This window comes from Leisingera sp. ANG49 (assembly GCF_059694505.1).
In genome coordinates this window covers 636588-648281 of sequence record NZ_JCATZN010000001.1, presented here as the reverse complement: position 1 = coordinate 648281, position 11694 = coordinate 636588, and the positions used below count along the sequence as shown (strand labels likewise).

General features: G+C 62.5%; 12 protein-coding genes and 1 tRNA gene. 5 read left to right on the top strand and 8 right to left on the bottom strand.

Annotation, left to right across the window (positions count from 1 at the left end; all coding sequences use genetic code 11):
- Positions 1 to 69: 69 nt before the first annotated feature.
- A complete protein-coding gene (glnA, locus tag AC58NV_RS03220) occupies positions 70 to 1476 on the bottom strand; it encodes a type I glutamate--ammonia ligase (RefSeq protein WP_366661662.1) in 1407 nt (468 codons plus the stop codon).
- Between the two features lie 46 nt (positions 1477 to 1522).
- Complete coding sequence (locus tag AC58NV_RS03215; RefSeq protein ID WP_008554830.1) at positions 1523 to 1861, bottom strand: P-II family nitrogen regulator; 339 nt, start codon at positions 1859 to 1861, stop codon at positions 1523 to 1525.
- A 171-nt stretch (positions 1862 to 2032) separates the two neighbouring features.
- On the opposite strand from AC58NV_RS03215, the gene AC58NV_RS03210 reads away from it, so the two are divergent.
- Positions 2033 to 3607, top strand: a complete 1575-nt coding sequence (locus AC58NV_RS03210; protein ID WP_497225851.1) for an NAD(P)H-hydrate dehydratase — start codon at positions 2033 to 2035, stop codon at positions 3605 to 3607.
- 6 nt (positions 3608 to 3613) lie between these two features.
- Here the strand turns inward: AC58NV_RS03210 and AC58NV_RS03205 are convergent, their stop codons facing one another.
- Positions 3614 to 4141: a Hint domain-containing protein gene (locus AC58NV_RS03205; RefSeq protein ID WP_497225850.1), complete on the bottom strand. Its 528-nt coding sequence runs from the start codon at positions 4139 to 4141 to the stop codon at positions 3614 to 3616.
- 221 nt (positions 4142 to 4362) lie between these two features.
- Here AC58NV_RS03205 and AC58NV_RS03200 point away from each other — a divergent pair.
- From AC58NV_RS03200 to tig, 4 genes are all read left to right on the top strand, one after another.
- A tRNA-Leu gene (locus tag AC58NV_RS03200) sits at positions 4363 to 4447 on the top strand.
- A gap of 177 nt (positions 4448 to 4624) precedes the next feature.
- Positions 4625 to 5746, top strand: a complete 1122-nt coding sequence (locus AC58NV_RS03195) for a porin (protein ID WP_497225849.1) — start codon at positions 4625 to 4627, stop codon at positions 5744 to 5746.
- A gap of 353 nt (positions 5747 to 6099) precedes the next feature.
- Complete coding sequence (locus tag AC58NV_RS03190; RefSeq protein ID WP_497225848.1) at positions 6100 to 7218, top strand: porin; 1119 nt, start codon at positions 6100 to 6102, stop codon at positions 7216 to 7218.
- Between the two features lie 196 nt (positions 7219 to 7414).
- Entirely contained in the window at positions 7415 to 8746 is a 1332-nt protein-coding gene (gene tig, locus AC58NV_RS03185) for a trigger factor (RefSeq protein WP_497225847.1), read from the top strand.
- Positions 8747 to 8886: 140 nt separating this feature from the next.
- Here the strand turns inward: tig and AC58NV_RS03180 are convergent, their stop codons facing one another.
- The 5 genes from AC58NV_RS03180 to rpsR all read right to left on the bottom strand — a co-directional run bounded on the left by AC58NV_RS03180 (position 8887) and on the right by rpsR (position 11690).
- Positions 8887 to 9321, bottom strand: a complete 435-nt coding sequence (locus AC58NV_RS03180; protein WP_497225846.1) for a YqfO family protein — start codon at positions 9319 to 9321, stop codon at positions 8887 to 8889.
- A 219-nt stretch (positions 9322 to 9540) separates the two neighbouring features.
- Positions 9541 to 10026: a transglycosylase SLT domain-containing protein gene (locus AC58NV_RS03175; protein ID WP_497225845.1), complete on the bottom strand. Its 486-nt coding sequence runs from the start codon at positions 10024 to 10026 to the stop codon at positions 9541 to 9543.
- Between the two features lie 453 nt (positions 10027 to 10479).
- Positions 10480 to 10659 carry a hypothetical protein gene (locus AC58NV_RS03170; protein WP_497225844.1) on the bottom strand — a complete coding sequence of 60 codons (180 nt, stop codon included), beginning with the start codon at positions 10657 to 10659 and terminating at the stop codon, positions 10480 to 10482.
- A gap of 179 nt (positions 10660 to 10838) precedes the next feature.
- Complete coding sequence (gene rplI, locus AC58NV_RS03165) at positions 10839 to 11450, bottom strand: 50S ribosomal protein L9 (protein WP_366661653.1); 612 nt, start codon at positions 11448 to 11450, stop codon at positions 10839 to 10841.
- A gap of 12 nt (positions 11451 to 11462) precedes the next feature.
- Complete coding sequence (gene rpsR, locus AC58NV_RS03160; RefSeq protein ID WP_005608650.1) at positions 11463 to 11690, bottom strand: 30S ribosomal protein S18; 228 nt, start codon at positions 11688 to 11690, stop codon at positions 11463 to 11465.
- Positions 11691 to 11694 lie beyond the last annotated feature (4 nt).

Genomic DNA, 11694 nt, shown 5'->3' with positions numbered 1-11694 from the left:
CCCAAGAGCAAGTCCTGCAAATGAAAAGGGCGCCCGCTGGGGCGCCCTTTCCGTGTCTGGTCTGTCAGCTTAGCAGCTGTAGTACATGCCGAACTCAACCGGGTGCGGGGTGTGCTCGTACTTGTGGACCTCTTCCATCTTCAGCTCGATGTAGCCGTCGATCTGGTCCTTGGTGAACACGTCGCCCTGCAGCAGGAAGTCGTGGTCGGCGGCCAGCGCGTCCATGGCTTCACGCAGGGAGCCGCAAACGGTCGGGATGCCTTCCAGCTCCTCGGCCGGCAGATCGTAGAGGTTCTTGTCCATGGCTTCGCCCGGATCGATCTTGTTCTTGATGCCGTCCAGGCCGGCCATCAGCAGGGCTGCAAAGCACAGGTAGGGGTTTGCCGCCGGATCGGGGAAGCGGGCCTCGACGCGCTTGGCTTTCGGGCTTTCGGTCCACGGAATACGCACACAGCCGGAGCGGTTGCGGGCGGAGTAGGCGCGCAGAACCGGGGCCTCAAAGCCGGGGATCAGGCGCTTGTAGGAGTTGGTGGACGGGTTGGTGAAGGCATTCAGGGTCTTGGAATGCTTCAGGATGCCGCCGATGAAGTACAGCGCTTCCTGGGACAGGTCAGCGTATTTATCGCCTGCAAACAGCGGCTTGCCGTCTTTCCAGATCGACATGTTGACGTGCATGCCGGAACCGTTGTCGCCATAGATCGGCTTCGGCATGAAGGTTGCCGACTTGCCATAGGCGTGGGCCACGTTGTGGATCACGTATTTGTACTTCTGCAGCTCGTCCGCCTGTTTGGTCAGGCTGTCGAAGATCAGGCCCAGCTCGTGCTGGCAGGACGCAACCTCGTGGTGGTGCTTGTCGACCTTCATGCCCAGACGCTTCATGGTGGACAGCATTTCCGAACGCAGGTCCTGCGCTTCGTCGGTCGGGTTCACCGGGAAGTAGCCGCCCTTCAGGCCCGGGCGGTGGCCCATGTTGCCCATTTCGAATTCAGCGTCGGTGTTCCAGGAGCCGTCGGTCGCGTCAACCTCGTAGGACACCTTGTTGATGGTGTTGGAGTAACGCACGTCGTCGAACAGGAAGAATTCCGCTTCCGGGCCCATGTAGGCCACGTCGCCGATGCCGGAGGACTTCAGGTAGGCCTCGGCCTTCTGGGCGGTGCCGCGCGGGTCGCGCTCGTAGCTCTCGCCGGTGTCGGGCTCAACGATGGAGCAGTGGATGCAGAGGGTCTTCTCGGCGTAGAACGGATCCATATAGGCCGAGGTGGTGTCCGGCATCAGTTTCATGTCGGAGTTTTCGATCGACTTCCAGCCGGCGATCGAGGAGCCGTCGAACATGAAGCCTTCTTCCAGGAAGTCTTCGTCGACCAGGTCCACGTCCACGGTCACGTGCTGCAGCTTGCCGCGCACGTCGGTGAAGCGGATGTCGACGTATGCGACATCTTCGTCTTTGAGTGTCTTGAGAACTGCGTCTGCGCTCATTCCCTCGGTCCTTCTGATTTATATGTCAGGATGTTTGTTGAATTTGTTACAGCGCGTCCGGGCCGGTCTCGCCGGTACGGATGCGGATCGCTTGCTCGACAGGCGAGACAAAGATCTTGCCGTCGCCGATCTTGTCGGTCTTGGCGGCATCGACAATGGCCTCGATCGCCTGGTCGACCTGATCGTCGTCCAGCACAACCTCGACCTTCACCTTGGGCAGGAAGTCGACAACGTATTCGGCGCCGCGGTACAGCTCGGTGTGGCCCTTCTGGCGGCCAAAACCCTTGACCTCGATGACAGAAAGCCCCTGGACGCCGACGTCCTGCAACGCTTCCTTCACCTCATCCAGTTTAAAAGGCTTGATGATGGCTTCGATCTTTTTCATCGGCTTTGGCTCCTCGCAAGCTTGTTGGGGGTGTCATTTCACTTCTAAATGAAGGCAGCAATGCATGGGTTTGCGGCTGCGGCAATTGTGGGCAGAAATTGAGCGTGTCTGCCTAAAAATTAAGCACTGCGCCCGGAAAATGCGCAGAATTGAATCGGGGAAGGGCGAAACATGACCGAACTGCTGACCGCAGCCCAGATGCGGGCGATTGAGCAGGCCGCCATCGCATCCGGTGAGGTGACCGGGCTGGAGCTGATGGAGCGGGCCGGGCAGGGGGTGGTCGAGGCCATCTTCGAGGAATGGCCGGAGCTGGTTAAGCTGCGACAAGAAGATAGTGGATTGAAGGCCATAGTCTTGTGCGGTCCGGGTAACAATGGCGGTGACGGGTTTGTGGTGGCGCGGTTGCTCCATGAGCGAGGCTGGGAAATTGAAGTTTTCCTGCTTGGCGATCCTGAGAAGCTTCCGCCGGATGCACGGGTGAACTTAAAGCGATGGAGCGAGATTGGAGGAACAAAGCCTCTGCGGACTGATCTTCCGCTAGAGCAGCAATCATCATTGGACGCAGACTTCGCGATCGATGCGCTGTTTGGAACAGGCCTAGTGAGGCCACTAGATTCTGGCCTGCGAAAGATCATCGAAGAAATCTACCACTGGGAAGACTTCGCGGTTGCAGTTGATTTGCCCTCGGGCTTTTGCACAGACAGCGGAGAATTTTTGGACGGCGAAAATGAAAGCAACTTGAAGCTGGATGAGATCGGTTTGGTGGTGACCTTCCAGCGCGCCAAACATGGCCATTTTCTTGGGCGCTTGACCCAAGTAACGAAGAAGCTGGTGGAAGTGGACATCGGCCTGGAACCGTTCTTGCTGCATGATGAGTCAGTGGTTTTTCGTGCGGACGCTTGCCATGTTTCTAGCAACATCTTCAAAGGCGGCGGCCACAAATACTCCCACGGCCACGCCCTTGTCCTCTCAGGCGGACATGGCAAGACCGGCGCCGCCCGGCTGGCCGCCCGCGGCGCCCTGCGGATCGGTGCAGGGCTGGTCACCGTCGGCTCGCCGCGCTCGGCGATGTTTGAAAACGCTGCCAATCTGACCGCCATCATGCTGCGCCAGATCGATGGCGCACATGGGGTCAGCGAACTGCTGGAGGACACACGCTTCAACGCGGTCTGCCTCGGCCCCGGCCTGGGGCGCGGTGCGGACACGCAGGCGGTGGTGATGGCGGTTCTGAAGGAAAACCGCGCCACTGTTCTGGACGCCGACGCGCTGACACGGTTTGAGCTGAAGCCGGAGGCGCTGTTCGAGCTGCTGCACGAAAACTGCGTCCTCACCCCGCATGGCGGCGAATTTGCCAAGCTGTTCCCGGATCTGGCGGAGAAACTGAACGCACCCGCAACCACAGGCCCCGCCTATTCCAAGGTCGACGCCACCCGTGAGGCGGCCAAACGCGCAGGCTGCGTTGTGCTGTTCAAGGGGCCGGACACGGTGATCGCCGCGCCGGACGGGCGCTGCTCTGTGAACTCTGCTCATTACGAGCGGTCCGCGCCCTGGCTGGCCACCGCCGGGTCGGGGGACGTTTTGGCGGGCTTCATCACCGGTTTGATGGCACGCGGTTTCGATCCGATGCAGGCAGCTGAAACCGCCGCCTATATCCACGTCGAATGCGCGCTGGAGTTTGGCCCCGGCCTGATCGCCGAGGACCTGCCGGAGCAGATCCCCGCGGTGTTCCGCAAGCTGGGAATGTAAGCCGCTTCAGGCCGCCGGTCGCAGGTCCTCTTGCGGCGCGGCGGCGGCTGCCAGCTCCAACCCGCCTGCATAGATCACATGCGGGCGGGAAAACTCCAGCACCGTCAGATCCATCATCTGCAGGCCCAGGTCGCGGATAAACTCGCCGTCCACCAGCTCATAGGCCGGCACCACCGCCTGCGGCTGGCCGAACATCGCCTTGGCGCGCCAGTCGCGCACCAGGATGCGCTGGTCCCAGGGCACGGTCAGGTCGCCCTCGCCACGGGTGTCGCCCAGAGAGCCGGCGGCAATGCACACCGCCTGCAGCATCGCGCGGCGGGTCCGCACGGCCTCCACCTGGGCCATGCCCAGGGTGCGGGTGATCAGGCTGTCGCCGGATCTGATTTCCTCGGCGGCGCGCTCGCCCTCGCGGGTCAGCACGATGGTGCCGCGCAAGAGGCTGATGTTCTGGCTGCCTTGAAACAGCCGCCGGGGCTGTGCCTGGCCGCGCATCGCCATTTGCGCGCGCAGGGCCGCATTTCCAAACGGTTTCATATTGTTGCTCGCTTTGTCTGCCTCAGACTTTTTTACCAAACTACGGCACAACCGGATTCCAGGCCCAGCCCTTTTGCGCGAAAACCCGCCGATTGTTGCGATATTCCGGACGGATTGTTGCCGTTTTGCACATCGGCATTTCGGGCACGATTTCCCCTCGCATCCCCGGCCAAGCTTTGCTATTCAGCGCGTCACGCGGCGGGTTCGTCCCGGCGCGCAGTGCGGGTGTGGCGGAATTGGTAGACGCACCAGATTTAGGTTCTGGCGCCGCAAGGCGTGGGGGTTCAAGTCCCTTCACCCGCACCATCCTTCCAGACGGTATCAGCGGCAAACAGCGCGCAGGCAGCAGCGGTTGCGGGCCGGTTTAACCTTGCCTGCCAGTAATTTCACTGGACCGGGCCTGAATGTGCTATACTTGTCACCGGCCGGCAGCGAACAGCGGCCGGCCCAAGTGTTCATCAGTATAATGTTAAAAAAAGGGGGATGGCTGTGACACGTCTTCTGAAAATCTCCACTGCCGCCGCGGGGCTATGCGCCGTCGCGGTGCCGGCCTCGGCTGAACTGCGGTATGACAACGATTCCGGCGGCTATGTCGAAATCTATGGCCAGTTCAATCCGGCCATCATCTCGGTTGACGACGGGCAGCAGACCGAAACCAATCTGCTGGACTACGACTTGTCCCGGTCCCGCATCGGGTTGCGGCTGATGCAGCCGATCGGGGCCAATACCTTCGGGTTCCGGTTCGAGGCCGGGCTGGGGTTCCCCAACTCGACCGAAGTGAACCAGTTCGGTTCCGACTACAGCGGCTGGACCCGCGCCGACCTGCGCCATGTGGACTTCTGGCTGGAGGGCAGCTGGGGCAGGTTTTCAGCCGGGCAGGGCAGCATGGTGGCCGACGGTGCGGCTGAGACCGACCTCTCCTATGTCGGCACGGCGCTTTATTCCTACACCGCGGATGCCAACGCCGCCTTCCTGTTCCGGGATACCACCGGCGCGCTGAGCGGGCCGGCTGTTGCCTCTGCTTTTGACAACCTCGACGGCTCCCGCCGCGGCAGGATCCGCTATGACACCCCGGATCTGAACGGCTTCTCCGCCGGCATTGCCTGGGGGCAGAACATCCTGTCGACCGGGGACGATGCCGATTACTACGACATCGGCCTACGCTACGGGCAGGAATTCGGCACCACCAACTTTGCCGCGTCGCTGGCCTATCAGGTGCGTGACGACGCCGGCGCAGAGCGCTCGGACGTGATCGGCTCCGCCTCCGTGCTGCTGGACAACGGCCTGAGTTTCACCATGGCGGGCGGCAGCCGCGACAATGACGCGGCCGGTGCCAGCGATCCCAGCTACTACTACGCCAAGATCGGCTATGAGAATGACTGGCTGGCCTGGGGCAAGACCGGTTTCGGGGTGCATTATTATGACGGCGAGGACTTCAACGTCACCGGCTCCAGCACCAAGGGCTGGGGCATCGGCGTGGCCCAGAAGGTCGACAGCATCAATACCGACATCTACCTGACCTATCAGGAATACGAGTATGAGGATTCCGCTGCGACCTACCAGGATCTGACAACCTGGGTGCTGGGTGCGCGCTGGCGGTTCTGACGAGCGGCAGATATCTGGAACACAAAGGAACGCTCCGGTCAGCCGGAGCGTTCCTTTGTTGAGGGCTGGACCGGGCAGTTTTCCGGATCCGCCCGCCCAGCTGATTCCCACCTCAGGGTTGCACGTGCGGCATAGCTGCTTTGCGTGAGGCGGGCCGTAAACGTAATCGTCTTCACATCTCCGGTCCCGTGGCGGCGCTACGGTGCAGGTGATTTTTTGCCACGGGCAGATTTTCACAATTGCCGCATCGGTCATCTGACCCGGAATTCATGCCATGCGCCCGGAGGCTCCCTCGGCTCCTGCGCTGGCCTGTACCGGACAGCGGCCGTAAGCGGCGGAACAGGAGACAGGACATGAAAACCAAGTTTGCAGCCCGCGCCGGCGCAGCCACCCTCGCAGCCGCAGTTGCGGCCCCGGCATTTGCAGGCCCCACCTATACCAATGACACCGGCGGCAGCTTCCGCTGGTACGGCCAGTTCAACCCTGCCTACCAGTCCTTCGACGACGGTGTGCAGGACTACAACCGGCTGACCGACAACGCCGCCTCCAATTCGCGCATCGGCTTCTGGCTGGAGCAGGCCTATGGTGAAAACACCCTGCGGTTCCGCTTTGAAACCGCCTTCGGCTTCCGCTCCTCGGACGGGGTCAGCCAGCTGTCCAAGGGCGACAACCTCAGCTGGGACCGCACCAATATCCGCCACGTCGACTTCCAGTTCGACACCGCGCGGTACGGCCGTTTCTCCGCAGGTCAGGGCTCGATGGCAACCGACGGCATCACCGGCGCTGATTTCTCCGGCACCGGCCTCGGCGCCTCCAACTCGGTTGCTGATTCCGCGGGCGGTTATGCTTTCCGCACCGGCGCAGGCGCGCTCAGCAGCATCGATATCGGCGATGCCTTCACCGATCTGGACGGCAGCCGTCTGGGCCGCGTCCGGTACGATTCGCCGGACTTCGCTGGTTTCACCCTGTCGACCTCCTGGGGCACCGATGTCCTGAAGGACGCCAATGACCGCGAAAGCTATGACGTGGCCGTCCGCTGGGCCAATGACGACGCCGCGGGCTTTGCCATCGACACCGGCATCGGCGCCTCCTGGACCGAGGAAACCGGCGAGGAAGACTACCGCGACATCTCCGGCTCCTTTGCGGTGCTGCACAAGGCCACCGGCCTGTCGCTGAACATTGCCGCGGGCGAGCGCGACATCTCGGGCACCTACGCCTATGCCAAGCTGGGCTACTCGGCAGACCTGATCTCGGCCGGCTCCACCTCCTTCTCGGTGGACTACTATGACGGCTCCGACATGGTCAGCAACGGCGACAGCGCCGAATCCTGGGGCGTTGCCGCGGTCCAGAAAATCGACGCCTACAACGTCGAGACCTACCTGGCCTACCGCGACTATTCCTACGCGGATACCAGCGCCACCACCTACCAGGACGCCAACGTCATCCTGGCCGGTGCCCGCTGGAAGTTCTGAACCGCAACTCCCTCGGTTTTCGGAACGGAAACACGCCCCATTGCGGGCGTGTTTTTCGTTGCGGGCCCTCGGAAATCCGCAGGAACGGCAGGGAATGGGGCAATGCCCCTTGCGCCGCGGCGCCGGGGGAAATAGAAGACCGCAAATTGTCTGGGGGCACCTCGCACAGGGGCCCCGAATCTCTATGGGGAATAGGATGCAGGTCACCGAGACGCTGAACGAAGGTCTGAAACGCGGCTACGCCATCACCGTCACCGCCGCCGAGCTGGACGAGAAGGTCAACGAAAAGCTGGTCGAAGCCCAGCCGGAAATCGAAATGAAAGGTTTCCGCAAAGGCAAGGTGCCGATGGCACTGCTGAAAAAGCAGTTCGGCCAGCGCCTGATGGGCGAAGCAATGCAGGAAGCCGTCGACGGCGCCATGAACAAGCATTTCGAGGACAGCGGCGACCGTCCGGCGCTGCAGCCCGACGTCAAGATGACCAACGAAGACTGGAAAGAAGGCGACGACGTCAACGTCGAGATGTCCTACGAGGCACTGCCGGAAATCCCCGAAGTCGATTTCTCCGGCGTCGAGCTGGAAAAGCTGGTGGTGAAGGCTGAAGACGAAGCCGTCACCGAGGCGCTGAACAACCTGGCCGAAACCGCCAAGGAATTCGAAGCCCGCGAAGACGGCGCTGCAGCCGAAGACGGCGACCAGGTCGTGATCGACTTCGTCGGCAAAATCGACGGCGAAGCCTTTGACGGCGGCGCAGGCGACGACTACCCGCTGGTGCTTGGCTCCAACTCCTTCATCCCCGGCTTCGAAGAGCAGCTGGTCGGCAGCAAAGCCGGTGAAGAAAAAGACGTGACCGTGTCCTTCCCCGAGGAATACGGCGCAGAGCACCTGGCCGGCAAAGAGGCCGTGTTCTCCTGCACCGTCAAGGAAGTCAAAGCCCCGAAAGCGGCTGAGATCGACGACGAGCTGGCCAAAAAATTCGGCGCCGACGACCTGGACGCGCTGAAGGGCCAGATCTCCGAGCGCCTGGAAGCCGAATACGCCGGCGCCGCCCGCGCGGTGATGAAGCGCGCGCTGTTGGACAAGCTGGACACCCTGGTCTCCTTCGACCTGCCGCCGTCGCTGGTCGACGCCGAAGCCAAGCAGATCGCGCACCAGCTGTGGCACGAGGACAACCCGGAAGTGCAGGGCCACGACCACGGTGAGATCGAAACCACTGAGGAGCACACCAAACTGGCCGAGCGCCGCGTCCGCCTGGGCCTGCTGCTGGCCGAGCTGGGCCAGAAGGCTGAGGTCGAAGTGACTGACGCCGAAATGACCCAGGCGATCATGGCGCAAGCCCGCCAGTACCCGGGTCAGGAGCGTCAGTTCTTCGAGTTCATCCAGCAGAACGCCCAGATGCAGCAGCAGCTGCGCGCGCCGATCTTTGAAGACAAGGTTGTCGACCACATCGTCGAGCAGGCCAAAGTCACCGAGAAAGAGATCTCCAAGGACGAGCTGCAGAAAGCTGTTGAGGAGCTGGAAGAGGAATAAACCTCTTGCCTGCATGACTTACGGAAAGGCCGCCCGTTGGGCGGCCTTTTTCGTTGGGGTCAGCGTGCGGGGCAGGCTCCTGCACCGGCGGAAACCCCGGCCGTGAAGGCCGCGGCGCGTGCTGGACAGCGGCGCCGCTGCTAGCGGTGCTCCGCCGGCACCCAATCCTCCGCCGCGCTGTTCCAGAACCTGTTGGGATTGTCCTCGTCCAAGCCCCGGATATGGAGCGTCCGCAGACAGGGGCTCACAAAGATCACCGGCTCCTCGTAAGGGTGTGACGCGTAGATTCGCCTGAGAACCTGCACGGCCTCATCGCGGCTCAAAAAGAAGGACAGTTCCACGCAAGGCACTTCAACCGCATTGCGGGTCGCCCGGTTGCGGCCGCTCCCCAGAGATCTGAAGCGCTGGATGCCCGCCGCCGTCGTGAAGGTGACACGGTCGTAATCACCGTATGTCAGGGGGGTGACCGACAGAACCGCATCGACGATTTTCTGCAGGTGCGTCTCAGGCACCTGGACCGCGATCCGCAAGCCGTCGTCGGGAACAAACCTGTCGTTGTTTAGGTCGGGCAGCATCAAAGGGTCTCCAGTTTCTTTCTGTCTGGATAACCCATGCAGGCGAGGCTGCGGGAATTGACGGTTCGCTGCGGGGCGAAACGTTCAGGCTTGCAGGCAGGCGGTGCCGGATCAGGGAAACAGGCGCTCCCGCCCGTTCTTGGCGCGGTCCTGCGGACCGCGCCGCGGCCCGCCCAAGCCGGGCAGCGCCCCTGCCGGGGCGCTGTAGAGGGGGAGGCATCAGCCGTCAGAGGGGGCCGGGCGCAGGCCGGTTTCAACCAGCATGCCGCGGCGCTTGGCCTCGTAATAATAGCCGCGCGAGTAGTGCTTCACCGCCATGTCCTGGCTGCCGTCAGCCAGTAGCCAGGCGCCGCGCAGGTACTTCACGGAGAACTGAAGGTTGGTATCGGCATCGAGCAGATCCTGGGGCTCGCCTCGGAAGCCCATCGACCGCGCCGTCGCGGGAAGGATCTGCAGCAGCCCGTAGTAGGGGCGGTTCACCGCCTTGGGCCTGTGGGTGCTTTCGCGGACCGCCAGCCGGTGCACCAGGCTGCGCGGGACCTCGTAGTGGTCTGCCCAGTAGTTGATCTTCTGGCGAAGTTCCGGCGTCTCATTGGGGTAGAGCGGCGGGCCGGCTCGGGACACCTCCGGGGGGGAGGCGGTGCTGGCGCAGGCAGAGAGCACTGCGGCAGCTAAAAATAAGATCAAAGTGGTCCGGCGCGTCATGCGGCCTCCGAAAGCGGTTTCTCACGACGGTCAGATTAGTCGCATCGCCGCGGGCTGCAATGCTGCCCGCGCACCAGCGCTGACGGACGGCGGGGAACCGCCATCACGGCGGGGGAAACCGCCTGTTGCCGCGCCTGTTCCGCGGGCGGCGGCAGGTGGTTCAAACTTTAATCATTAGACATTTGTTAAATATGGTTCTCCACTACATATTGGGGTCGCGCATTGAGGCAGAAACAACCCTCAGGGCAGTTAGCCCCTCACGCCTGTGGGGCAGCTGACCAAGTCGGGCAGAAGGGACCGCGGCTGTTTCCCAAATTTCGCGGTCCCTATAACAACCGGCAGCAGGCACTCAACAGGCATCGGCGCGGACATCCGCCGGGTTCAGAAAAACAGGTTGCAGCCTACAGCGGTGCAGCCCTTGCAGCAGCCCCGGGCGCTGGATCAGGCCGGCTTCTACTCCGCCGCCTGCGGCCGCTGGAACAGGCTTTCGCCCGGCGCAATCAGCCCCTTCGGCACCAGCTCCGAAATGGTCTCAGCGCGGGCGGCCGTCCGGCCTGGCCCGCTGCCGCGCAGCAGCCGGAACAACAGCCGCCGGCGCAGGGCCAGCTCCTCACTCTCCAATGCGTCCTGCATGGCGCATCCCCCTTTTTCACTCCACTCCCGGATTATTCTGGCCGAATGCGGCAAACAGATGGTTATTCCGGGGCAGGGGATTTGCGCGCAATTTGCCTCAGCTTTTCAGAACGTCAGTAGGCAACGAAAAAGGCCGCCCGTCAGGCGGCCTTTCCCATGTCTCACTGCCCCGAACGGGATCAGTTGGTTTCTTCGCCAGCGGCGTCGGCAACCGGTGCTTCGTCGTCGTCAGACGCGGCGGAGCCGATGTCATCGAACAGCTCGGAGATCTCGAACTCAGCAGCGGCTTCCTCTTCGGCGGCCAGCTCCTGGATCGATTTGCCCGATGCCTGCAGCTCGGCTTCCTCTTGGGAGCGGGCCACGTTCAGCTTGATTTCGACTTCCACTTCCGGGTGCAGCTTGACGGCGACCGAATGCAGGCCCAGTTCCTTGATCGGGTGGATCAGGGCGACCTGTTTCTTGTCGACCGAGAAGCCGTCCGCGGTTGCAGCGTCGGCCGCGTCGCGCGGGGTGACGGAGCCGTACAGCGCGCCCGCGTCCGATGCGGAGCGAATCACGATGAACTGCTGGCCGTCCAGCTTCTCTGCCAGAGCCTCGGCCTCTTTCTTGGTCTCCAGGTTGCGCGCTTCCAGCTGCGCTTTCTGGGCCTCGAAGGCGGCGATGTTGGACTCGGAGGCGGTTTTTGCCTTGCCCTGCGGCAGCAGGAAGTTGCGGGCGAACCCGGGCTTCACGTCAACGACGTCGCCCATCTGGCCCAGCTTTGCAACGCGCTCAAGAAGGATAACTTGCATCTGCTTATCTCCTTACTTCACGGCGTAGGGCAGCAGGGCGAGGAAGCGGGCGCGCTTGATAGCACGGGCCAGCTCACGCTGCTTCTTTGCCGAAACGGCGGTGATGCGCGAAGGTACGATCTTGCCGCGCTCAGAGATGTAGCGCTGCAGCAGACGGGTGTCTTTGTAGTCGATCTTCGGCGCATTTTCACCCGAGAACGGGCAAACCTTGCGGCGGCGGAAAAACGGTTTGGCTGCCATGATT

Excerpts from the sequence above, each read along its gene's own strand:
- glnA (WP_366661662.1), bottom strand. The coding sequence starts at position 1,476 with ATGAGCGCAGACGCAGTTCTCAAGACACTCAAAGACGAAGATGTCGCA.
- AC58NV_RS03215 (WP_008554830.1), bottom strand. The coding sequence starts at position 1,861 with ATGAAAAAGATCGAAGCCATCATCAAGCCTTTTAAACTGGATGAGGTG.
- AC58NV_RS03210 (WP_497225851.1), top strand. The coding sequence starts at position 2,033 with ATGACCGAACTGCTGACCGCAGCCCAGATGCGGGCGATTGAGCAGGCC.
- AC58NV_RS03205 (WP_497225850.1), bottom strand. The coding sequence starts at position 4,141 with ATGAAACCGTTTGGAAATGCGGCCCTGCGCGCGCAAATGGCGATGCGC.
- AC58NV_RS03195 (WP_497225849.1), top strand. The coding sequence starts at position 4,625 with ATGGCTGTGACACGTCTTCTGAAAATCTCCACTGCCGCCGCGGGGCTA.
- AC58NV_RS03190 (WP_497225848.1), top strand. The coding sequence starts at position 6,100 with ATGAAAACCAAGTTTGCAGCCCGCGCCGGCGCAGCCACCCTCGCAGCC.
- tig (WP_497225847.1), top strand. The coding sequence starts at position 7,415 with ATGCAGGTCACCGAGACGCTGAACGAAGGTCTGAAACGCGGCTACGCC.
- AC58NV_RS03180 (WP_497225846.1), bottom strand. The coding sequence starts at position 9,321 with ATGCTGCCCGACCTAAACAACGACAGGTTTGTTCCCGACGACGGCTTG.
- AC58NV_RS03175 (WP_497225845.1), bottom strand. The coding sequence starts at position 10,026 with ATGACGCGCCGGACCACTTTGATCTTATTTTTAGCTGCCGCAGTGCTC.
- AC58NV_RS03170 (WP_497225844.1), bottom strand. The coding sequence starts at position 10,659 with ATGCAGGACGCATTGGAGAGTGAGGAGCTGGCCCTGCGCCGGCGGCTG.
- rplI (WP_366661653.1), bottom strand. The coding sequence starts at position 11,450 with ATGCAAGTTATCCTTCTTGAGCGCGTTGCAAAGCTGGGCCAGATGGGC.
- rpsR (WP_005608650.1), bottom strand. The coding sequence starts at position 11,690 with ATGGCAGCCAAACCGTTTTTCCGCCGCCGCAAGGTTTGCCCGTTCTCG.